The 19201-nt window shown below is 52.6% G+C and carries 30 protein-coding genes and 1 pseudogene; 10 read left to right on the top strand and 21 right to left on the bottom strand.

What is annotated here, in order from left to right:
* Both HC965_RS26145 and HC965_RS26905 read right to left on the bottom strand, forming a co-directional pair.
* Positions 1-171, bottom strand: a pseudogene (locus tag HC965_RS26145) (IS5/IS1182 family transposase); the annotation flags it as partial.
* A 157-nt stretch (positions 172-328) separates the two neighbouring features.
* On the bottom strand, positions 329-541 hold the full coding sequence (locus tag HC965_RS26905; protein WP_007567577.1) for a hypothetical protein: 213 nt from the start codon (positions 539-541) through the stop codon (positions 329-331).
* Between the two features lie 106 nt (positions 542-647).
* On the opposite strand from HC965_RS26905, the gene HC965_RS26900 reads away from it, so the two are divergent.
* The 9 genes from HC965_RS26900 (at position 648) to HC965_RS26100 (ending at position 4565) form a co-directional block, all read left to right on the top strand.
* The gene (locus HC965_RS26900) at positions 648-1058 is read left to right on the top strand and encodes a hypothetical protein (RefSeq protein WP_004291538.1); all 411 of its coding nucleotides are present in this window, start codon (positions 648-650) and stop codon (positions 1056-1058) included.
* 161 nt (positions 1059-1219) lie between these two features.
* Positions 1220-1435, top strand: coding sequence for a hypothetical protein (locus tag HC965_RS26135; RefSeq protein ID WP_004291535.1), 216 nt, complete (start codon positions 1220-1222; stop codon positions 1433-1435).
* 11 nt (positions 1436-1446) lie between these two features.
* A complete protein-coding gene (locus tag HC965_RS26130) occupies positions 1447-1668 on the top strand; it encodes a hypothetical protein (RefSeq protein ID WP_004291534.1) in 222 nt (73 codons plus the stop codon).
* A 13-nt stretch (positions 1669-1681) separates the two neighbouring features.
* A complete protein-coding gene (locus tag HC965_RS26125) occupies positions 1682-2098 on the top strand; it encodes a PcfK-like family protein (protein ID WP_004291533.1) in 417 nt (138 codons plus the stop codon).
* Positions 2095-3426 (top strand): PcfJ domain-containing protein, encoded by a 1332-nt coding sequence (locus HC965_RS26120; protein ID WP_004291532.1) that lies wholly within the window; start codon positions 2095-2097, stop codon positions 3424-3426. The genes HC965_RS26125 and HC965_RS26120 overlap by 4 nt, the downstream gene beginning before the upstream one ends.
* Positions 3427-3450: 24 nt before the next feature.
* Positions 3451-3708 carry a hypothetical protein gene (locus tag HC965_RS26115; RefSeq protein ID WP_004291531.1) on the top strand — a complete coding sequence of 86 codons (258 nt, stop codon included), beginning with the start codon at positions 3451-3453 and terminating at the stop codon, positions 3706-3708.
* 19 nt (positions 3709-3727) lie between these two features.
* Positions 3728-3961, top strand: coding sequence for a DUF3873 domain-containing protein (locus HC965_RS26110; protein ID WP_004304291.1), 234 nt, complete (start codon positions 3728-3730; stop codon positions 3959-3961).
* Entirely contained in the window at positions 3901-4203 is a 303-nt protein-coding gene (locus HC965_RS26105; protein WP_005783104.1) for a hypothetical protein, read from the top strand. Before HC965_RS26110 ends, HC965_RS26105 begins: the two co-directional genes overlap by 61 nt.
* 53 nt (positions 4204-4256) lie before the next feature.
* A complete protein-coding gene (locus HC965_RS26100; RefSeq protein WP_004304290.1) occupies positions 4257-4565 on the top strand; it encodes a hypothetical protein in 309 nt (102 codons plus the stop codon).
* Positions 4566-4598: 33 nt separating this feature from the next.
* On the opposite strand, the gene HC965_RS26895 is transcribed toward HC965_RS26100, so the two are convergent.
* The 19 genes from HC965_RS26895 to HC965_RS26000 all read right to left on the bottom strand — a co-directional run bounded on the left by HC965_RS26895 (position 4599) and on the right by HC965_RS26000 (position 18804).
* Positions 4599-4988: a hypothetical protein gene (locus HC965_RS26895; RefSeq protein ID WP_004291527.1), complete on the bottom strand. Its 390-nt coding sequence runs from the start codon at positions 4986-4988 to the stop codon at positions 4599-4601.
* Positions 4989-5052: 64 nt separating this feature from the next.
* Positions 5053-5580: a hypothetical protein gene (locus HC965_RS26085; protein WP_004291526.1), complete on the bottom strand. Its 528-nt coding sequence runs from the start codon at positions 5578-5580 to the stop codon at positions 5053-5055.
* Positions 5577-6080 (bottom strand): DUF3872 domain-containing protein, encoded by a 504-nt coding sequence (locus HC965_RS26080; RefSeq protein WP_004291525.1) that lies wholly within the window; start codon positions 6078-6080, stop codon positions 5577-5579. Before HC965_RS26080 ends, HC965_RS26085 begins: the two co-directional genes overlap by 4 nt.
* Positions 6077-6979, bottom strand: coding sequence for a toprim domain-containing protein (locus tag HC965_RS26075; protein ID WP_004291524.1), 903 nt, complete (start codon positions 6977-6979; stop codon positions 6077-6079). The genes HC965_RS26080 and HC965_RS26075 overlap by 4 nt, the downstream gene beginning before the upstream one ends.
* A gap of 7 nt (positions 6980-6986) precedes the next feature.
* Positions 6987-7562: a conjugal transfer protein TraO gene (locus HC965_RS26070; protein ID WP_004291523.1), complete on the bottom strand. Its 576-nt coding sequence runs from the start codon at positions 7560-7562 to the stop codon at positions 6987-6989.
* A 2-nt stretch (positions 7563-7564) separates the two neighbouring features.
* Positions 7565-8551, bottom strand: coding sequence for a conjugative transposon protein TraN (gene traN, locus HC965_RS26065; RefSeq protein ID WP_004291522.1), 987 nt, complete (start codon positions 8549-8551; stop codon positions 7565-7567).
* A gap of 34 nt (positions 8552-8585) precedes the next feature.
* Entirely contained in the window at positions 8586-9938 is a 1353-nt protein-coding gene (traM, locus tag HC965_RS26060; protein ID WP_004291521.1) for a conjugative transposon protein TraM, read from the bottom strand.
* Positions 9919-10227 (bottom strand): TraL conjugative transposon family protein, encoded by a 309-nt coding sequence (locus HC965_RS26055; protein WP_004291520.1) that lies wholly within the window; start codon positions 10225-10227, stop codon positions 9919-9921. Before HC965_RS26055 ends, traM begins: the two co-directional genes overlap by 20 nt.
* 6 nt (positions 10228-10233) lie before the next feature.
* Positions 10234-10857 carry a conjugative transposon protein TraK gene (gene traK / locus HC965_RS26050; protein WP_004291519.1) on the bottom strand — a complete coding sequence of 208 codons (624 nt, stop codon included), beginning with the start codon at positions 10855-10857 and terminating at the stop codon, positions 10234-10236.
* Positions 10858-10888: 31 nt separating this feature from the next.
* On the bottom strand, positions 10889-11893 hold the full coding sequence (gene traJ, locus HC965_RS26045) for a conjugative transposon protein TraJ (RefSeq protein ID WP_004291518.1): 1005 nt from the start codon (positions 11891-11893) through the stop codon (positions 10889-10891).
* A 3-nt stretch (positions 11894-11896) separates the two neighbouring features.
* Positions 11897-12526, bottom strand: coding sequence for a DUF4141 domain-containing protein (locus HC965_RS26040; RefSeq protein WP_004304283.1), 630 nt, complete (start codon positions 12524-12526; stop codon positions 11897-11899).
* Between the two features lie 23 nt (positions 12527-12549).
* A complete protein-coding gene (locus HC965_RS26035; protein ID WP_004291516.1) occupies positions 12550-12930 on the bottom strand; it encodes a DUF3876 domain-containing protein in 381 nt (126 codons plus the stop codon).
* 40 nt (positions 12931-12970) lie between these two features.
* Positions 12971-15475, bottom strand: coding sequence for a TraG family conjugative transposon ATPase (locus tag HC965_RS26030; protein ID WP_004291515.1), 2505 nt, complete (start codon positions 15473-15475; stop codon positions 12971-12973).
* Positions 15472-15804 carry a DUF4133 domain-containing protein gene (locus tag HC965_RS26025; protein WP_004291514.1) on the bottom strand — a complete coding sequence of 111 codons (333 nt, stop codon included), beginning with the start codon at positions 15802-15804 and terminating at the stop codon, positions 15472-15474. The genes HC965_RS26030 and HC965_RS26025 overlap by 4 nt, the downstream gene beginning before the upstream one ends.
* A 10-nt stretch (positions 15805-15814) precedes the next feature.
* Positions 15815-16132 carry a DUF4134 domain-containing protein gene (locus HC965_RS26020; RefSeq protein ID WP_002560983.1) on the bottom strand — a complete coding sequence of 106 codons (318 nt, stop codon included), beginning with the start codon at positions 16130-16132 and terminating at the stop codon, positions 15815-15817.
* A 201-nt stretch (positions 16133-16333) separates the two neighbouring features.
* A complete protein-coding gene (locus HC965_RS26015; protein ID WP_004304280.1) occupies positions 16334-17062 on the bottom strand; it encodes a hypothetical protein in 729 nt (242 codons plus the stop codon).
* 16 nt (positions 17063-17078) lie between these two features.
* A complete protein-coding gene (locus tag HC965_RS26010) occupies positions 17079-17432 on the bottom strand; it encodes a DUF3408 domain-containing protein (RefSeq protein WP_004291505.1) in 354 nt (117 codons plus the stop codon).
* A 2-nt stretch (positions 17433-17434) separates the two neighbouring features.
* Positions 17435-17875, bottom strand: a complete 441-nt coding sequence (locus tag HC965_RS26005) for a DUF3408 domain-containing protein (RefSeq protein ID WP_004291503.1) — start codon at positions 17873-17875, stop codon at positions 17435-17437.
* Between the two features lie 2 nt (positions 17876-17877).
* The gene (locus HC965_RS26000) at positions 17878-18804 is read right to left on the bottom strand and encodes a ParA family protein (RefSeq protein ID WP_005783105.1); all 927 of its coding nucleotides are present in this window, start codon (positions 18802-18804) and stop codon (positions 17878-17880) included.
* Here HC965_RS26000 and HC965_RS26740 point away from each other — a divergent pair.
* Entirely contained in the window at positions 18803-18967 is a 165-nt protein-coding gene (locus HC965_RS26740) for a hypothetical protein (protein WP_196029218.1), read from the top strand. The two genes, HC965_RS26000 and HC965_RS26740, sit on opposite strands and share 2 nt — an antisense overlap.
* Positions 18968-19201: the final 234 nt, after the last annotated feature.

The following is a 19201-nucleotide window of genomic DNA, read 5'->3' as shown; positions in this document are numbered from 1 at the left end:
GAAAAACAACACTTTCAAAAGCATGCGGGGATAATAAGCAGGACAACCACCACCCTTATAAGTGGATAACAACGGACTGATGTCAAGCTCATCAACAATCTGGTTGACAAGCCGGACCGGAGCATCCGAAGAAATGTTTTCATCAAGACGGGAAGGAAATAAAGAATCCATGCCTTGAGAATACTCCTTAAATTGTATATTTGCAAAACGAAGTTACGAAAAGAGTGTAATTTATTGGAAATGAGCGTAGGTTAATTGCTCTTGATAGTAATAGGTTACGATTTAGTTAGTTATCTACTGCATTATCCTTCTGCGCGTTGCGTAACCTTCAAAGAACTCTTCGTATGCAAAAGTAGCTATTTAATTCGAGATTTTGATATAAACTCCCGTTTTTTATCCCCTCATTCATAAGAATTTTCCGTAAAAGCGGTATTGTCCGTCGGCACACCATTGCCCAAAACGAGTTTGGAACAAACGTGTGCCGACTACCGCATAGCTGGAGAAAAGGGCATTGCCTCACGCCTAAACGATGTTTAGACAGATGAAGCAATGCCCCTTTCTTTTGCGCCTATGCCAAGAGGTGCTTTTACGGGTTTTCAAATGATTTTTCTTTTTTCGCTGTCTCTTTTGCCGGAAGCGGAAAGTGAATGCAGAGTGTGTCAGCCTGCCCCATGAATGAAACAGGCGCCCACACACAGCCGGACAAACCGGGAAGAATGATTGTTGCCACCCGGCTGAACAAGTTCCGTCGGATCGGAAACAATCATACTTCCTTTGTTGTGGTTTGCCCTTTTCACGCTTCCGGTGATGTCTTTTTCCTTTTGGTGATTCTTTTTTTTACGGATTTTCCCCTGAAGTTTTTTTCTACACAATCTGCCTCTGTTTTCGTTTACCTCCATTTTGCGCCTTTCAGTAAGCCGCATCAGTCAGTCATTTTCGTTCTGGGCGCAAAGGTAATTCCGGGATTGGACGGGAAAGCAAGGTCAAGCCTCCTGTTTTCGGTAAAAATCTCCAGCCCTGCGGGTAGTATTTTGACCGAAAAACCTTGCATTCCCTAATCCCTACCTTTTCAAGCACCCGAAACGAAAACGACCGATGCGACAGAAAGACGCATAAAAAAAATGTCGGATAAACGAGAGGCAGATAAGATAGTTTGAAACTCAACTCCCTCAGCTCTTGAATCCGCATTAAAAACAAAAAAATCAAAAACAGCGAAGATATGACGGCAACGGCAAATTTCAGACAAATGGCGCAACACATCGGGTTGGCGATATGCGGCTTGATGATGCGCACCGCCTTCGGGGTGTTCGGCATCCTTTGGGGCATCATCAGAGAGATTGTAAACGGAGTGTTCCGAGTGGCGATAGGTGTAATCGTGGCTATCCTTTCCACCATTGCCTTCTTTGGCTTCATCCTTTGGTTATTCACCCTTTAACCCTTACCGACATGGCAAAAAGAAACAGCAAGACGGCAGCGCAGCAGTGCAGATATTACGAGGTGGACAACATCTTCGTGTATATGGTGGAAACGTACATCAACGGCAATTTTGAAACTTTCCGAAGATTGTACCACGAACTGAACAAGGACGCACGGAGGGATTTCATGGACTTCCTTCTCAGCGAGGTAGAGCCGACCTATTGGAGAGAGATACTGAAACAGATAATCTAAAAATGACAGCGATATGAAAGGAACAGACCATTTCAAGAGAACGATATATATGTACTTGGAACAGCGTGCGGAGGAAGATGCGCTATTTGCAAAGAAGTACCGCAACCCTGCCAAGAACATGGACGAGTGCGTGACCCACATTCTGAACTATGTGCAGAAAAGCGGTTGCAACGGTTTCACGGACGGAGAGATATTCGGGCAAGCCATCCACTACTATGAGGAAAACGAGATAGAGGTGGGCAAACCGATGGACTGCCAAGTGGTTGTGAACCACGTTGTGAAACTCACGGCAGAGGAAAAGGCGGAGGCACGTCAGAACGCTGTCCGCAAATACCAAGAGGAGGAACTCCGCAAGTTGCAGAACCGCCACAGACCGTCAGCGAGAAAAGAAAACCAACCCCAACCCTCATTATTTGATTTAGGCTTATGAAACCGAAGACCAAGATACAGAAAGAGGTGGCAAGACTTTCCGCCAACCTTCGCCCCATATCAGCGACACAAATAGATTGGGCATACCGCCACTGCGTTGAGCATATCGGCTACCGCACCAAGAAAGGGAACATCACCTGTTCCGACTGCGGTCACGAGTGGCACAGCGACAGCGGACTATGCGACACCCTTGAAGGCTGCACCTGCCCCAAATGCCATGCCGAACTCAAAGTGCAGGACACACGCAGACGCATCTACAAGGAAACGCAGAATTTCAGCGTGATAACCACCTGCAAAGGGTATCAGGTAATCCGCGTGGCGCAGGTCAGATGCGAGAGCAGGAAAGGCGAACCGATGCGTTTCTACTGCCACGAGGTCGTGCAGCGTTGGATTTCACCCGACGGCAAGGTTACGGACATGGCGTTGCTCCGTGGCTTCCTTTTCTGCTATTGCGATGTGTGGGCATTAGGCAGCGATATGGAGGTAAGACCGCACAACAGCCTATACGATGATGTGGTGGCAAGAAGCTGTGCATATCCAAAGATGAGGATATTGCCCCAACTCAGACGTAACGGCTTCAAGGGCGATTTCCACGGCATCTCCCCCGTGCGTCTTTTCAAAGCCTTGCTTTCAGACCCAAGAATTGAAACCCTTATGAAAGGCGGTGAGATTGAGGTCATGAAACACTTTCTTTTCAATACCCGTACTGCCGATGAATGTTGGGCATCATATCTGATTGCCAAGCGTCACAAGTATCAGATAGACAACCTCTCAATGTGGTGCGACTATCTGCGTATGCTCAAAAAACTCGGTCAAGACCTCCGTAACCCGAAGAACATCTGTCCCGAAGATTTCATGGCGGCACACGACAACGCAACCCGAAAAATTGAAGCCATACACGAGAAGGAAAGAGCCGCAGAGCAACGCCGTTGGGAGATTGAAAGGCGTGAGCGTGAGCAACAGCGACAACTCCAACGAAAGAAAGATGCGGAGGATTTCATCGCCAACAAATCCAAATTCTTCGGCTTGGTAATCACGGACGAGGAAATAATCGTCAAGGTGCTTGAAAGCATAGACGAGTATTACAACGAGGGCAAGACGCAGGGCATCTGCGTGTTTGGCAGTGGATACTACAAGAAAGCCGACACCCTCATACTATCGGCAAGGATTGGCGATGAGATTATTGAAACCGTAGAGGTGGACTTGCGAACCCTCGAAGTGGTGCAGTGCCACGGCAAGCACAACCAGGACACCGAATATCACGAGCGCATCATAGACCTTGTGAACAAGAACGCCAACCTTATCCGTGAGCGGATGAAAGCGGCATAGCATAACCCCTAAAACAACATTGATATGGAAGTAAGAATTGAAAGTATGATTTGTGTGTGGGATGATGCAATCCCCACGATGTTCCTTGAATTTGTGAACCTCCTCACTCTCACAACGAGTGAGGGGGAATTGAGAAAGAGCGTAAAGGAGTTTGCCGAGAAGCACGAACTTGACAAGTTTTTCCTTTACGGCTTCGGCTCACACCATTTCTACCTGCACCAACGCTACACAAGCAACCCCGAAATGGTGATGAAGAACAGAGTTCTGTCAGTACATTTTTAACCATCTAAAAAGCAACATTATGACAACACGAATGACCATCAACGGAGTAAGCACCTGCGCGGAAGCAGGTACGGAGAAATACGAGCGTTTCCAATCGGGTATCGGAAGACGCAGGCGGACACTTGTGCAGTACGACTACCGCCACCCCATAGACAGAGAATTGTTCTCTTGTGTCAAACCCACGTTGGACGAGTGCCGAGCCGCACGGGACAAGTGGCTGAACGCAAAGAAGGGAAAGGAGGACAGACTATGAACACGACCTATCAAACGCTGATAGTCAAGTTCAGCGAACCTATCACGGCATTGGACGGTATCTTTGACGATACCGGAGCGTGGGGAACGGACACCCTCAAGGGGTGGATAGATGATTACGAAAGCACACGTTTCACCGCCACCGACAGCCATACGGCAGTCATCACGAGCGAGTACAATATGGAATGTGTGAAAGAGTGGCTACAACGGCAGACCCCCATTTCCGAAATGCGAGAATTTTGAACGGGATGGCGGTGTCCGCACCGCCAATACTTAAAACCCTAAAAACAAAAGATATGATAGCCAAGACGATATTACAGCAGATAGGCGGAAAACGCTTCACCGCCATGACAGGTAGCCGTGATTTCATAGATATGGGCAACGGCTTACGGATGAGCCTTGCAAGGAACAAAACAAGTGCCAACCGCCTTGACATCATCTATGACGAAGGGGCAGACCTCTACAATATGCGCTTCTACCGCAGGACGTTCAGCAAAAAGACCTTTGAGTGCAAGACAAAGGACATTGCCGTACACGAGGGTATCTATTTTGATATGCTGGAGGAAATGTTCACGATGGTGACGGGACTTTACACACGCTTTTGAGTGGCGGGGCGGCGAGAGCCGCCCTACTTTCTTTCAGTGAGCATGATGGCGGACAAAGAAAGTAGCAAAGAAACCTTTGTCCAATCTGCGATAACTAAAAAATCCGCAAGTAAAACTTGCGGAGGCTATATATTGGGTCGTTATTTTTTGGTGGAGGGGAATGATAATCTCGAACCGTTGAACTACACATTTCTGCTTCGTCTCCATTTCCCCCAACGATTTGATACGTTCAATCATTTTTGTTGTTCCTTTCTGAATTTTCCTAAATACTTTCTTCATAATTTCGCTATACTTTTTATGGTTAATAACTATGTTTTGTATTGCTCTCACAACACTTACAACTTGAAGTGTTATTTGGAAACCGATAGGCAAAAATGGCTCAACGATGTCAATTAACGAGAAAATCCTACGATAATCTATCAAGTGATAGAGCAAAAGACGTGCCAAGTTAAATATGGCACGTCTTTTGCCAGTTTTGTCAGTCCTTTTATGGGATATACAACAGCGCAAACTCCGCCTTTCTCCGTTTGAGCAGCATGGCGTGGCGTTTTCCTTTGTAGTTGCAGAAGGCTATATACTCACGGTAGATGTTCCTGTCACCAGCTTCCAGCTTCTTGATTAAGGTGCTTTTGGGGATTGTTTTGCTGCCTAACAGCTTCGCCGGTCCCACATTGTAAGCTAACGTGCCAAGCAAAATCGAATCAACCCCGAATTTACGGAACATGGCGACAAATTTGCGCAGGTCTTTCCGCAAAAGTTCATCCGCATCCCGTTTTGTCATGGTTCGTGCCGAATACTTCTCGTTTGGCAAAAGTTTGTGACCCCAACCGACGTATGGGTAGTGTTTTTCTGAGTGCCAGCCTTCAAAGTAGCGGCAGCATAAAAAAGCACGTTCCATAAGCGGCAGTCGGTAGATTGCCGCCTGCCCGTCCGTTCCCTCTTGGCGGCTGATCTGCGCGGACACAGAACAGACCGTCAGAAGTGAACAGAGCATTGTCATGAATACACGCATCATTTCAACAAGGGGCTGAAGTTGCCGATGGGAACGATGGTAAGATCGTCGTCCTTTACATTCCTGTTGTTGAAGTCAAATTCCAGTTCGTAGGAGTTGCTAAAGTTATCCTCCACCACCACGATGAAATTATGCGCCTCATCACCCGCCGCCGTGTAGTACAGGCGGAATTTTTCGTTCTCCAGCAGGTAGCGGTCGTTAGGCAGGAAGGTGATGCCGTTATCCATTTTGAGCGAGCCTTCCCCCTCGAACTGGAAATAGCGGATGGTATAGAGCGTACCCGAAAAGTCGCCCTCCTTTTTCAGTTCACAGCGGATTTCCACTGTCTGCCCCTTTACTACCTTGTTCGGCACGGGCATGACCTCCACCGTGAAGGGATAGGACTGCTGGATGTCCATGTCATCGTCACATGACACGAGGGTGAATGACATGGCGGCTATCAGGCATAACGCCACTGCCTTGAATATTGATGTTCTCTTGTTTCTGTTGTTCAGTATGTTCATTGTTCTTCGATTTTTAGATGGTTGTTTTTCTGTTTTTTCGTTGTCAGTTGCAGGTACTCGTTCAAGTCCTTGCAACCGTCATAGAGGGAGGAACGGTCGGTGACACGTTCCCCGTATCGCATGGTAAGTGCGGCAAGCGTCCGCCGTCCGGCTTCGTCACGGTCGAGGAAGCAGCCGATGCGCCCGTATCCGTCCAGCAATCCCGCCGCCTTCTCCACGTTGGCGACTGAGTTCAGCACAAGACAGTCAGCGTTACCGGTTACACCAAGCGTCACGGCAGAGAGAAAGTCCATGAAGCCCTCGAACACGAGGCACTCGTCAGCCGGGATGTCATTCGCCTTTACCAGTGATACAGACTTCGGAGGTATGCAACCCTTGAAATATCGGCTTCTGACTTCATAGCCACCTGCCATGTTCGGAAAGCCAACGGCAAAATACCGTTTCCCACGCACACCGTAGTTCAAGCGGCAGCAGTGACGGGATGCGATGGCGTAAGGGATGCCCCGTTCCTCTAAATACTCCGTCAGCAGTGAGCGGAGCAGCGGAGCGACCTCCACATCCTCAAAAACGGATTCGGTCGGCTTCGAGAGATAGACGGGCTTTTCCCATCCGGCAACCGTCATATTGGCGGCTTCCGCTATGAACTTCGCTTGCTTCATGAAGTCATCGCTTTGCAGAAACTCCCCGGCAAGCGTGAAGATGTCGCCGCCCTTGCCCAAACCGAAGTCGTACCAGAGCTGTTTCGCCACGTTCACACGGAAAGAGGATGTGCGCTCGCCCCTGTACGGGGCAAGATACCACAGCTCGTTACCGCTCCTTCTGACAGGCTCATGCCCCAGCCGTGCGAGAAAATCCGCAAGCGGCATCCTTCTGACAGCATCTATTTCCGTCCTTTCCATGCCCGTGTCAGTTGATGATGAACTTGATACCGACCCCGAACTGCGTGTGGAACTTCCGTGTGTCGCCACCCCAAAGGCAACGCTCCCGCAGGTTGGCAAGCAGGGCGATACGGTCTGCCACGTAACACTCCACATCGAGCGTCAGCGCACCGCCGTAGATGAAGGCGTCCCGGTCGTGCAGCGTGGAGCCGTCATGCAGCACCTTCTTCCCCCAATTTACCGCCTCATATCCGGCGAGAGCCGAAGCCCCGGCATAGACGAAAACAATCTTTCGGGCGTCCGACAGTATCTTGAAGTAATAGCCGCCCTCCGCCGTGAACTGCGCCACGGGTATCTTGGTGTCCTTGTAGGGATTGTTCTTCAACAGGTATTCGCCACCGAACACCCACTTGTTCCCCTTCTTCGTGTAGGTGGAGAGAGCCGCCCCGAAGCTGTACCCGCCGTCCTTGCCGCCGAGATTGAAGCCGTCCGCCATGTCCGCCCTCACCTCGATGCCCTGCATCTTCGGCAGACACCGCTGGGCGTGCGCCTGCCCTGTAAAAAGGGCAAGCGACGCGATGATTATTGCGATGTACTTTCTCATGGTCAGCGTACTTGAAGTTCGTTGATGGTACCCGCGCGTACCAAATCCTCGTTCTCAATCACGAAGGACTGGTGACGGCCGCCGTTCTTCTCGTTCAATTCCACCACGAGGCACTTGTCATCGGGGATGGTGAACTTCGCCATCGTGAAGACCGTGCGCTCGCTCTTTTTGCCCGGCACGAGGGTGGCGTAGTTCTGCGCGCGGAGCGGCAGAATAATCTGCTCCTGCACGGCAGTACGCTTCGCAACCTTCTTGTCCACGATTTTCCAAGTGATGTAGTCCACATCGAAAGGCACGTTGCTCTGGTTCTTTATCTCCGTGTGGAAATAAAGCAAGCCGTTGTGCGTGTAGATGCCTTTCAACAGGTATTGGATGCCGAAACGCTTGCAGCCGATATGCTTCACCTCGCGCTTGTTCTGTTTGTGGATGGACTTCATGATAAGGCGCACCAGCATCGGGCTTTCGCTGCCCAGCTCTTTCAGATAGATTTCCTGCGCGTTGTTCGGGCGGTTCACCGTGCTGCCGTCATGGATGAAGTCGCACATCTCCACGTTGAGCAACAGCGGTTCGGCGGCGTACTTCACGTTGAAGGTGTAGAAACTGCCGTCCTCCGTGATGACGGACATATTCGTTTCGTTGGGAAAATTCCTTACGGTAGCCTTCACACGGATGATGTTCTCCGCTCCGTCGGCTTTCCCGGCAATCAGGTCGGGCGAGCCTAAATCGACATAGCGCACCTCCGCCGGAAAAATGACGTGGACGGTCTTGTCGTAGGTCACTTCCAGACCGTGCGGCGGTATCATGCGGTCGAAGGTCAGCTTGCGTGACAGCCCGTGATATAGGTCGCCGTCCGCCTCCTTCTGCGGATAGACCTCCTTCGTCAAGGTCGGTTGTTCACTTCCGTTGGTCGTTTCAACGGTTACATTCTCCTGCGCGTTGGCAGTTATGATGCCCATAGCGAGGGCAAACATGATGATTACTTTTCTCATTACTTTTGGATTTTAGTGGTAATTTTTATTGTTTTCAATATTTTTCTTGGTAAAGCATGACCCTGTACCCGGCTTTCAGATGCACCTTGACGGTTCGCATCTTTTTGGCGATGTACTGGCTCGTGCCTTGTATCAGCCCCTTGCCCAAGTCGGAGGCGAGCTGCGCCCCGGCATTGGTGGAGATGTTGATGCTGCTTCCCAGCGAGCCGCCCATGTTGGCGGCGACCTCCCGGACGGCGTTCATCTCCATCGAGTTCGGGATGAAGATGCCGGGCTGTCCGTCCGTGTCATAGACCGCAAGCTCCACGGGGATAATCGTGCCGTCGTATTCCAGCGAGGTAATCTCGATGTCGAGCCGCTCACCCTGTATCTTGCCCGTGCCGACCACCACCGCACCCCGGGGTATTGTCCTGCCTGCCACCGCCATAGGCTCCAGCAGGCGCAGCCTTACCGTCTGCCCGTCCGTCACGCTCTGCGCCCCATGCACGCACGCCGGTATGGTGTTCCTGTCCAATACCTCCGCCGTGCCGACAGCCGTGTTGAAACCCCGGTTGCGTTCCTGCGATAAGGCGGCGACAAACTCCGCGTTACTCATAGGCTGTGAGAGTGAAGAAACTACTTGATGCTCCACCTGTCTGATAGGCATTGCCTTGTTCTTCTTCCCTTTCTGCACGGTAGTTGGCTCTGCCCTCTGTTCCGCCGATGGCTGTCCTCCGTTCTGACCGCCCATGTACTTTGCCGCCAGCTCGTAGGACTTCTCCATAAGAGCCACCTGCTCGTCCATAGAGGAAGCCTTGCCCCTCTCGCTTTCCAGTTCCGACTCCAGCGATGCGATGCGCTCCAACAATTCGTCCATCTCCGCATTGTCGTTTTTCGGCTGGTCGTAGAAGTTTCCGAGCGTGGCGTTCAGGTCACGGTAGGCGGCTGCGGAGGACTGGATGGTCTGCGGCGTGGCTGGCTTTGCCCTTTCTTCCTTGCCGCCCGGATTGGCGAGGTCGAAGTCCACTCCGTTCTCCGTTCCCGCTATCTCGCGGTCGAACATGTCGCCCAGCTGCCCGATGGCACGGTTGCGGCTCTCCTGACGCTCTTCCATCTCCCCATGCTCGTAGGCTTTCAGCTTGTCGCCGATAATCTGCCGGTTCGCCTTGTCAGCGTCGGGCATCTCGGTGTTGTATCCGTCCGTTCCCGGCGGTTGCTCCTTGCCGGAGGACGGGGCGAATATCAGCCACATCGCCCCGATGAACACCAACACCATAGCGGGCAGCACGATCATCTTCTGCCGTTTCAGCCGTTGCGCCTCTGTCAGCGGTTCGCGCTCCTTTTTCGGTTTCCCCGTTTCGGGAGCAGCTTTGTTCTCTTTCGTCGGTTCATTCTTTGTCTGTTCCATATAAATAAGGTGTTAAGTGATTGCCTGTTTCCGCCGGGGTCGGCAGTTCCACCCGTCCGGCGTGTCCCGTTTCCATATGTGAGCCGTCGTTCCTGCCGATGTCATAGACGGCTCTGCCGAAGGTGTAAAGGGCAAGCACCGCGAAGGCGGCGAACATCCCCAGCACGATGCGGCGGCGTGTTTCCGGCGGCAAGCCGTCCAGATACCCTTTGAGACTTGCCGCCAAGCGTTTCCGTTTGTCGTGGAGTTTCCAATACATGCCCCACATTGATTTTCTGATACTTTTCATGTCCTGTTACCGTTTGATAGTCTGTAAATCCTTGTTCTCAATGATGGTGAAACCCTCGATGGTAAAACCGTTCGGGTTGTCATCCGACCGCGATGCGTTCAGCAGGCGGCAGGTGGTCACGAGGCTGCGCTCGGTGACGTTGCTCTGCCGGATGATTTTCTGTGTGGCGTAGGTCACGGCACGGTAGGGATAGGCGTTGAAGTCGCACACCACGCTGTCCACCTTCAGCACTTGGTTGATGTTCCCGGCGATGATGCGGTTGTAGTACCCCTTCTCCGCGAAGTCCGAATAATAGTGGTACACGCTCTTGTCCGCCAGCAGCAAGGCACGTTTCACGTTGTGTTCAATCGCGCTTTTTTCAGGTGATAGCGTGAAGAACATCTCGTGGAAACGGCGCACATGTTCCCGTGCCTCCGCCGGGCGGTTCTGCGACAAATCCTGAGACAAGGCGAGCATCAGGCTCTTGCCGTTGTCCAGCACATAGATTTTCTCCCGTTGCTTCTCTGCGAAACGGTAGGAGTTCCACACGCTCCACACCGTCACCACGGCGCACAGCGAGAGGAAGACGATACCGAACAGGCGTATCTGCCTGAACGACGATTCGATGTTTCTAAGTGATTTGAATTCCATTTATATTTTCCAATTTATGATTGCACATTGATTATTTCAGCAATTTGCCGACACGTCCGACTGCGTTTCCTGCGGCTGCACCCGCCACGCTGCCCGCCATGCTTCCGGCTCGTCCCGCCATCTGGTTCACGTTGCGACCGTAACCGCCCATGCCTCCGGCTTGGATAATCCAGCCCGCAACGGTGGGAATGGTAAAGTAGCCGATGATGCCGATGCAGAGGAATACGATATACACCCCGTCGCTCGAATCCAGCGAGAAGTTCGGGTCTGCCTGCATCCGCTCGATGTCGTTTTGCAGCATCAGAACCTGTATCTTCGCCAGTATGGTGCTGAACATGTCCGATACCGGTAGCCACAGATAGACCTGTATATAGCGGCATATCCACTGCGTGAGCGTGTTTTGGAAACCGTCCCATACCGACAGGGCGAAGGCTATCGGACCGAGAATCGCCAGCACCACGAGAAAGAAGGTGCGGACGGTGTCTATCACGAGGGCGGCGGCTTGGAACAGCAGTTCGAGTATCTCGCGGAAGAAGTCGCGGATGCTCTTCTTCATGTTGTACATTCCCCGGTCGATATACATTCCCGCCATCGTCACCATGTCGGAGGGCGACCAGCCGAGTTCCTCCAGTTGCTTGTCAAATTCCTCGTTGGACACGAGGTAGGCGGTTTCGGGGTTGCGTACCATCGCCTCGTATTCCAGTTTGTCCTTCTGCTCCCGGTATCGGTTCATGTCCAGCGTTTCCGCCTCCAGCATCTTTGCCGTGCCCTGTACGACGGGTGAGAGGATGCTGTTTATCGTGCCCAGCACCACAGTCGGGAAGAACATGATGCACAGACCGATGGCAAAAGGACGGAGCATCGGGAATACGTCTATCGGTTCAGCTCTCGCCAGCGACTGCCATACCCGGTAGGCGACGTAGAACAGCGCACCCAGCCCGGCGATGCCTTTCGCCACACCAGCCATGTCCCCACACAGCGGCATCATCTGCTCATAAAGTGAACGTAAAATCTGATGAAGGTTGTCGAACTTCATAGGCTACCAGTATCTTTCGTTCATGTTCCCGTACAGCCCCATGATGCGGTCGAGGTCGTTCTTCTTTTTCGCACGCAGGTAACTCACGGAGATGTTCTTGTTCGTGTAGTAGCTCACGAGGTTGCGGTAACGCTTCATCTTCGAGTGGCAGCGTTCCACCACGTCCATGCGCTCCTTGTCGGTCATGGAGAGCGTGGTGATGTTCACCACGTTCCTGAGTTCCGTCAACACTTCGTTGCTTTCCTCCAGCAGTTTCGTGTAGCCGAAAGCGATTGCGGAAAGCTCTTCGGGTCTGAAATTCCCGTCACGGAGCATCCGTTGGAAACTGTTCACATAGATGTCTGTGATGTCGCCCACCATCAGGATGGTCTGCTGCACCTTGCGGGCGTCCTTGACCAGATTGTTCACCGATTTGAGGGCATCGTAATACTTCTTGCCCTGCTGATAGATTTTCACCGTCTCCTGAAAGTTGCTCACCATGTTCGTGGCGGTCTTGGAGGTATGGATGATGTTTTTGGAGGCATTGATGATGCCCTGCGCTAGATTGCCCGGATCGCTTACGACCCACTGTGCGCTTGCCCTGCCCGCGAAAAGCAGGCACAGGCAGATAATCATTGTTATTCTTGTTCTCATGTTACTTTGGATTTTAGTGGTTGTTATTCTTCGGTCGGATGTCCCGGCTGCGGCTTCACCCGCACATAGTCCCCGTTTGGCGAGAAAGTCAGCACATCCGTGGCCTCGTTGTAGGACACGTCGATGCGGAAGCCGGTGTTCATGAACAGGTTGCCGTTCTCCTCCTGCAAGAGATAGGTTTCCGGCTTGAGCTTGCGGCGCAGACCGCTACGACGGAACACCGTCACTTTGTAGGCTTCGCCCTCCTTGTAGATAAGCACGTCAGGTTTTCCCTCCACGCTCTCCCAGTTCCCGCACAGCATGTCGCGGCGGTTGTCGGCCACGTCGCAGGATTGCAGCATCATGACCGCCAATCCGATAAGGCACTTGCTGACTTGCAGCATTTTCACTTTTGGTAAATTCATACGCGTTTTTCTTTTTTGGTTGATACATTCTGTTTTTTAGTTATTCCTTGTTTCTCCGCCTTTCGGCAAGCTGCCGGATGGCGGCTTCGATGTCGTCGCCCAGCTTCTCCGCCAGACGGTAAACCTCCACTTTTTCCGTTTCCTCGGTGGTGTACGCCAGATACTCTTCCGCGCTGACCTCCGTGGCATAGACCGCCGACTGCGTGCCGCCCAAGCCTATCCACACCTCCTTGTAGAGCCGTGAAGGGTTGTTCGCCATGTTGATGGAGAGTATCTGCGACTTCTCCTTTTCCGTCAGTCCGAGCAACGCCTGTATCTGGTCGAACTTGTTCATATATTTCCTTTGGTCAAGCAGGATTTTACAATCCGAGTTGTTGATAATGCTCTCTTTGACCACCGGAGAACTGATAATGTCGTCCACCTCCTGCGTCACCACGATTGCCTCGCCGTAATATTTTCTGACCGTCTTATACATATAGCGCAGATATTCAGCCATGTTCGCCGATGAGAGGGCCTTCCAAGCCTCTTCCACGATAAGCTGTTTCCGCACGCCTTTCAGCCGCCGCATCTTGTTGATGAAGGCTTCCATGATGATGATGGTCACGACGGGGAACAGTTCGCGGTTTTCTTTAATCGAATCTATCTCGAAGACGATGAACCGCTTGCCGAGCAGGTCGATGTTCTCCGTGGAGTTGAGCAGGAAATCGTAACGCCCGCCCCGGTAATACTGCCGCATGGTGGTGAGCATGTTGTCGATGTTGAAGTCGGACTTCTCCACCTTGATGTCACGCTGTGCCAGTTCCTTGCGGTAGTCGTCACGCATATACTCGTAGAAGGTGTTGAACGACGGCACGATGCTACGGTCGGATTGGATGCGCTCAATATAGGCACTCACGGCACTGCCCAGCTCGCCGCTCTCCGTCTTTGTCACCTTGTCGTCCTCCGACTTCCAGAGCGTCAGCAACAGGGTCTTGATGCTGTCCTTCTTCTCCACGTCGAAGATGTAATCGTCGGTGTAGAACGGGTTGAAGCTGATGGGCTTATCTTCCGTGTAGGTGAAATACACACCGTCCGCTCCGCCTGTCTTGCGTCGGATCATGCCGCACAAGCCCTGATAGGAGTTTCCCGTGTCCACCAATACCACATGTGCGCCTTGCTCATAATATTGGCGCACGAGGTGGTTCATGAAGAAAGACTTGCCGCTGCCCGAAGGACCCAGCACGAACTTGTTGCGGTTGGTCGTGATACCTCGCTTCATGGGCAGGTCGGAGATGTCAAGGTGCAGCGGTTTTCCCGTGAGCCTGTCCACCATCTTGATGCCGAAGGGCGAGAGCGAGCTGCGGTAGTTGGTTTCCTCTGTGAACAGGCACACCGCCTGTTCGATGAAGGTGTGGAAACTCTCTTCCGCCGGGAAGTCCGCCGCATTGCCGGGTATCGCCGCCCAGTAGAGTGTCGGGCAGTCGATGGTGTTGTGGCGCGGCACGCATTCCATGCTTGCCAACTGGCTGCCCACGTCGTTCTTGATATGCTTCAGTTCCTCCGCATCGTCGCTCCACGCCATGACGTTGAAGTGTGCCCGTACCGAGGTCAGTCCGTAGGAATGGGCTTCGTTCAGGTATTGGTCTATCCACTCGCGGTTGATGCTGTTGCTCCTTGAATAGCGAGATAGCGACTGCATGTTACGGGCGGACTTCTCGAACTTCTGCAAGGTTTCCTCACTGTTGTCTATCAGCACATACTGGTTGTAGATATGGTTGCAGGAGAGCAGAAGCCCCACCGGGGAGGCGAATGACAGTCGGCAGTCACTCCGGTCGGTGGAGAGCTTCTCGTAACGGGTGTCGGTAGCCACCTTGCCCGGCAGGTCTTCCGCGTCGGAGAGGGTGTGCAGACACAGGCGGTTGTCGCCGATGCGCATCTCCCTTGCCGAAAGCTCGATGTCCTGCAAGGTGGTGTCACCTTCCGGCATGAGCGAGAAGTAGCGTTCAATAAGTCCCGTCTTTCCCTCAGTACCCACAATCTCATCGGTGGAGAGGCGGCGCAGCCTGACAAGCCCGCTGTCGTTCATGATGCGCTCGAACTGTTCGCAGGCTTCCAAGAACTTGGTCGTGGTTTCCCTGTCCAGCTCCTTCGGGATGATATGTCCCCGGCACAGCGTGCTGAAATTGCTCTGCATCCGGTTACGCTCCTTTGTTGTCTTGGTCAGGTAGAGGTAGCAGGTGTGTTTCAGGTACGGACGCTCGTTGAAGTGACGCTCGAAAGAGCGGCTTAAAAAGCTCATGTCGTCCTTCTGAAGCTCCGGTTTGTAGCGTTCCTTGATGAACCAGTCCTGTTTGTGGACGACGGAGTAGTCCGGCAGCACCTTGATAGCCTTGCACCAGCAACTGTGTATCGCCTCGTACTCCGCACCCGTCACGGTGTAAAGTTCCGGTAGTTCCACCTCGAAAGCCACCGTGATGTCGGCGTCCTTTGAGATGATGCAGCCATGCTCCACCGCTAAAAGTGGGAACCTGTTTTCCAGTGTTGTCATTTTCGATGTATTCCTCATTGTCTTTCTTCCTTTCGTTGTCGTTTGAACAGACGGGTTATCCGCCGCCGGTTGATAAGGTATCGGGGATGGCTCCGTGCCGCTCCTAATTTCATCAGCCCGTGTTCACCGTACCGGGCGTTCAGCGCGAAGGTCTGCCATACAAGGAGGGAGGACGATGCCGCGCCGAAGCCGATACATATCCACTGGTCGATACCGACCATGTAGAGGATGACGAACAGGACGAAGAGAGCCAGCAGACCTCCGCAGAAGATGAAGAGGTACTGTGCCTTCAAGCCCTTGAACTCTACCGGACGGCCGATACCCTTGTTGATTGGGTATTCAGCCATACATTATTTATTAAAGGAAGAATGAGCGCAGGATGGTGGCGGCAACAATCAGGAAGATGCACGCGCCGAACCACGAGGCGGCTGTCTTGCTGGTGTCGGGGTCGCCCGATGAAAACTTGCCGTACACTTTTACGCCCCCGATAAGCCCGACGACTGCACCGATGGCGTATATCAGTTTAGTTCCGGGGTCGAAATAAGAACTCACCATAGAGGTGGCTTCGTTGATGCCCGCGATGCCGTTTCCCTGCGCGAAAGCGGAGGCGGTTGCGGCGATGACAAGTGCCGCGGAGAGGATTGCTTTTCTGTTTTTCAAGATGTTCTTGTTCATAAACTGTTCTTGTTTTTTGCCGTCAAAAGGGTGGATGGTCCTTTGTCGGGCGGTTGATACTTTGTTTCTTTACTTTGGTTTTAGTGGATGCCCGTTTGTTTCCACGGACGTGGGCGTGTCCGTTGCGGATGGGGATGCGCCTTGCGTTTCCTCGCCGCGTGGGTTGATGTCATTCTTTCATGTTCATTTCTTTTATTGTTGTCATACATAGTTGCGAATGTCGAACTCCTCGATGTTGTCCGGCACGACGAACTCCTTTTCAGATTTCTTCAGCCGAATCTCGATAAGCCCCTTGATGCGGATGCCTATCTCCGAAGAGCCTTCCATCATTTTCTCGTACAACTCCGTGCCCTCCATGTCGGTGAACACCTTAGCCGCCTTTTCACGTTCCGCCTGTGTCGCGTCCGGGTTTTTGGCGGTCTTGCAGGCGTCGTCAATCTCGTCAAAGCTGCTGCCCGAAGCCCGTGGCGTGTCCGAGGCGTCCTCTTCCGGTTCGTCGTCCCCGTATCCCAGTTCCTCCGGCGGTATGCTCGTGAAGGTCTCATCGAGTTTTTCCTCCGGGACTTGTGCCGGGCGGGATGCGTTTCCCGTTTTTCCGTCGTCAAAAGTAGCCTCTTCCTCCGACAGCTCAATGCCTTTTTCAATAGTGGCGGCTTCTTGCGTCGGTATGGCAGCGGTTGTCCGGGTGGATGCCATCCTGAAACGGCTCTTGCCGATGATGTCCGCCTTTTCCGCAGGGACTTCCTCGTGTGCCGCTATGCGTTTAGCCTCATTCCCGTCCAGTGACCGCCATAATCCGACAATGCCCTTGAAGAAGCGGACAATCCGCGTGTCCATGATGCGCTCGTAAAGGAGCAGGAACAGGAACCAGAGGTTGCAGCCGACCGATACCGCCAGCAGAATGTCTGTCATGCTGATTGTGTAATTCATATCCTTCCGTTTTTGGTTAGAATACTGAATTGTAATTTCGGGCATAAAGGCTCTTTATCGCATCTTCGCACTGGTTGAAGTGGTGCGTCAGCACATGGTCGATGTAAGCGGACAGCGTAAGCCGGTCATGCCCGATTACACGGGTGATACGCATGATACGCTCGTGGTACTCCGGGCGCACATACGCCATCTTCCCCTCACGTGCCTTTACTTCCGGGTCGCGGATGAACAGGCGTTCATAGTCCTTCTCACTGCATTTGCCGCTTACCGGGACAGGCGACAGTATTTCCACACTCGCCTGCACTTGGGTAAACATACCTCCGCAGTCTTGCTGTGGTCTTTTTTCATTCGGTGTCATTTCTTTTTCCATTTTCAAATCAGATCTTCACGTTGTTTCTTGTACAGTTCGTTGATTCTCTCCTTGTGCTGTTCCAGATGCTGGCGCAGCACGGTATCCACATATCCGCCTACTGAGATTTCCCCTCCGGCGATGTCGTTCACGATTCTGAGGATCTTGCCGTGGACGTCACGGCTGATATAGACACATTGGCGGGTCTTTATCTCGTTGCGGCGCAGGAATAGCTCGTTGTAGTCCTCGTCCTGCCTTTTCCGGCGTCCACTTTCCCTCTGCGCTTTTTCCCGTGTTACGGGTTGCACAGGAGATGGTTCCGGTGCGGCGGTGTCCTCTTCGGTCGGTGCAGCTGCGGGTACTTCCTGTGCGGGGCGCAGTGTCCCGTCCTGTGTGCGCCGCCCGATGGAGGCTAACAGCAGTTCCTCGTCGATGCCTTCCGTGTTCACTTTCCTGCTGCCCATGCTCACTGCGGTCTGATGATGTCGCTTATCTCTTCGGAAAACTCCCGGATGCCACTCCCTTTCAGCAGTGCCGTGTCCATCGGGAAGATGGTGGAGCGGAAAACGCTCTTGCGCTCTTCCGAAAGGTCACGGCGGAACTTCTTGCTGTCGGGCAAGCGGGTGGAAAGTACCGGAAAGCCCATTTCGGCTATCACTTCCTCGTAGATGCCGTACAAGTCGTTCCTCTCCCTGCCGTCCACCATCGTCCAGAACAGATGCAGCCCCTTTGTTTTCGCCTGTCCGGTAGTCATCAGCCTGTCGCGGAACATCGTGACGAATTTCAGGGTACTCTCCACGACAAAGCGGTCGGCACTCAGCGGAGTGAAAATGTAGTCCATCTGCGAGAGCGTCTTTATCACGCCGTTGCTTCGGAGTGTGCCGGGCATGTCGAAGAACACCACGTCGGGTTTCACGTCCTCAGTGGCAATCATCCTCTCGGCATCGTCGAGGGCGTTCACCGCATTGCTTTTGACGATGGTGTAGGCGTTCTTTTTGATCCGGCGGAAATGGTCGCAAGCGAGAGCCTTGAAGTAGGTGCTGCTGTCGATAAGCCCCATTTCGTGTTCGCGCAGCCCGTGGATGCTGTGCTGCGGGTCGTCGCAGTCCACGACGGCGACATTGTAGCCTTTCACGTTGTGCAGGTAGCTGGCGGCAAGTGCCGTGACAGTGGATTTGCCGATGCCACCTTTCTGTGTTGCGAATGCAACGAAGATTTCCTTACTCATAGTTCCATTTATTTTAATTGTTGATGATTTGTTTTTCTGTTTCCATACGGATTTGGCTGTCGCACCATCCGCTTCCGTGACTACACACGCAGGCGGGTCGTCGCGTATCCGGTTCTGTGGTGAAGCGGTGCGTCGGACAAATGGTGATTGACGACATTGCGTCATGAAGTCATTGAATCCATACGTCACCGAATTGTCGGAGAACCGGGTTTCCGACGGTTCGGGTATCCGTTTCGGCAAGTATCCGAAGAAGCGGATTTCCGGGTATTTGAATGTTCCGTTTATCATATCTTCAAATCGTTCGTTTCTTGAATCATGCTGCAAATAAACAAGTATATTTTGGAACCTGTATCACTTCTCCGGCAAGTGGCGGCACGTTGCGCCGGTTGGCAGTCATTGACCGGGTCAAGCATCTGTCCGATACCGCTTTAAGGGCGTAACTTTGCACCCGGACAGCAGGGTTCGCCGATGACGCGCGGCCCGGAGTCCTGAAAGGTATTTTCCCAATCCGTCCCCTGACGGATTTTTATGTTCACCTGAACATAGCAAGATGTCTTTTCAG

Origin of the sequence: Bacteroides sp. GM023 (genome assembly GCF_014750685.1) — a bacterium.
Taxonomy (GTDB): domain Bacteria; phylum Bacteroidota; class Bacteroidia; order Bacteroidales; family Bacteroidaceae; genus Bacteroides.
This window is presented reverse-complemented; position numbering and strand designations above follow the sequence as displayed.

Coding starts and splice junctions, on each gene's coding strand:
- HC965_RS26900 (WP_004291538.1), top strand. CDS start 648: ATGCAGAGTGTGTCAGCCTGCCCCATGAATGAAACAGGCGCCCACACA.
- HC965_RS26135 (WP_004291535.1), top strand. CDS start 1,220: ATGACGGCAACGGCAAATTTCAGACAAATGGCGCAACACATCGGGTTG.
- HC965_RS26130 (WP_004291534.1), top strand. CDS start 1,447: ATGGCAAAAAGAAACAGCAAGACGGCAGCGCAGCAGTGCAGATATTAC.
- HC965_RS26125 (WP_004291533.1), top strand. CDS start 1,682: ATGAAAGGAACAGACCATTTCAAGAGAACGATATATATGTACTTGGAA.
- HC965_RS26120 (WP_004291532.1), top strand. CDS start 2,095: ATGAAACCGAAGACCAAGATACAGAAAGAGGTGGCAAGACTTTCCGCC.
- HC965_RS26115 (WP_004291531.1), top strand. CDS start 3,451: ATGGAAGTAAGAATTGAAAGTATGATTTGTGTGTGGGATGATGCAATC.
- HC965_RS26110 (WP_004304291.1), top strand. CDS start 3,728: ATGACAACACGAATGACCATCAACGGAGTAAGCACCTGCGCGGAAGCA.
- HC965_RS26100 (WP_004304290.1), top strand. CDS start 4,257: ATGATAGCCAAGACGATATTACAGCAGATAGGCGGAAAACGCTTCACC.
- HC965_RS26085 (WP_004291526.1), bottom strand. CDS start 5,580: ATGATGCGTGTATTCATGACAATGCTCTGTTCACTTCTGACGGTCTGT.
- HC965_RS26080 (WP_004291525.1), bottom strand. CDS start 6,080: ATGAACATACTGAACAACAGAAACAAGAGAACATCAATATTCAAGGCA.
- HC965_RS26075 (WP_004291524.1), bottom strand. CDS start 6,979: ATGGAAAGGACGGAAATAGATGCTGTCAGAAGGATGCCGCTTGCGGAT.
- HC965_RS26070 (WP_004291523.1), bottom strand. CDS start 7,562: ATGAGAAAGTACATCGCAATAATCATCGCGTCGCTTGCCCTTTTTACA.
- traN (WP_004291522.1), bottom strand. CDS start 8,551: ATGAGAAAAGTAATCATCATGTTTGCCCTCGCTATGGGCATCATAACT.
- traM (WP_004291521.1), bottom strand. CDS start 9,938: ATGGAACAGACAAAGAATGAACCGACGAAAGAGAACAAAGCTGCTCCC.
- HC965_RS26055 (WP_004291520.1), bottom strand. CDS start 10,227: ATGAAAAGTATCAGAAAATCAATGTGGGGCATGTATTGGAAACTCCAC.
- traK (WP_004291519.1), bottom strand. CDS start 10,857: ATGGAATTCAAATCACTTAGAAACATCGAATCGTCGTTCAGGCAGATA.
- traJ (WP_004291518.1), bottom strand. CDS start 11,893: ATGAAGTTCGACAACCTTCATCAGATTTTACGTTCACTTTATGAGCAG.
- HC965_RS26040 (WP_004304283.1), bottom strand. CDS start 12,526: ATGAGAACAAGAATAACAATGATTATCTGCCTGTGCCTGCTTTTCGCG.
- HC965_RS26035 (WP_004291516.1), bottom strand. CDS start 12,930: ATGAATTTACCAAAAGTGAAAATGCTGCAAGTCAGCAAGTGCCTTATC.
- HC965_RS26030 (WP_004291515.1), bottom strand. CDS start 15,475: ATGAGGAATACATCGAAAATGACAACACTGGAAAACAGGTTCCCACTT.
- HC965_RS26025 (WP_004291514.1), bottom strand. CDS start 15,804: ATGGCTGAATACCCAATCAACAAGGGTATCGGCCGTCCGGTAGAGTTC.
- HC965_RS26020 (WP_002560983.1), bottom strand. CDS start 16,132: ATGAACAAGAACATCTTGAAAAACAGAAAAGCAATCCTCTCCGCGGCA.
- HC965_RS26015 (WP_004304280.1), bottom strand. CDS start 17,062: ATGAATTACACAATCAGCATGACAGACATTCTGCTGGCGGTATCGGTC.
- HC965_RS26010 (WP_004291505.1), bottom strand. CDS start 17,432: ATGGAAAAAGAAATGACACCGAATGAAAAAAGACCACAGCAAGACTGC.
- HC965_RS26005 (WP_004291503.1), bottom strand. CDS start 17,875: ATGGGCAGCAGGAAAGTGAACACGGAAGGCATCGACGAGGAACTGCTG.
- HC965_RS26740 (WP_196029218.1), top strand. CDS start 18,803: ATGAAGTCATTGAATCCATACGTCACCGAATTGTCGGAGAACCGGGTT.
- HC965_RS26000 (WP_005783105.1), bottom strand. CDS start 18,804: ATGACGCAATGTCGTCAATCACCATTTGTCCGACGCACCGCTTCACCA.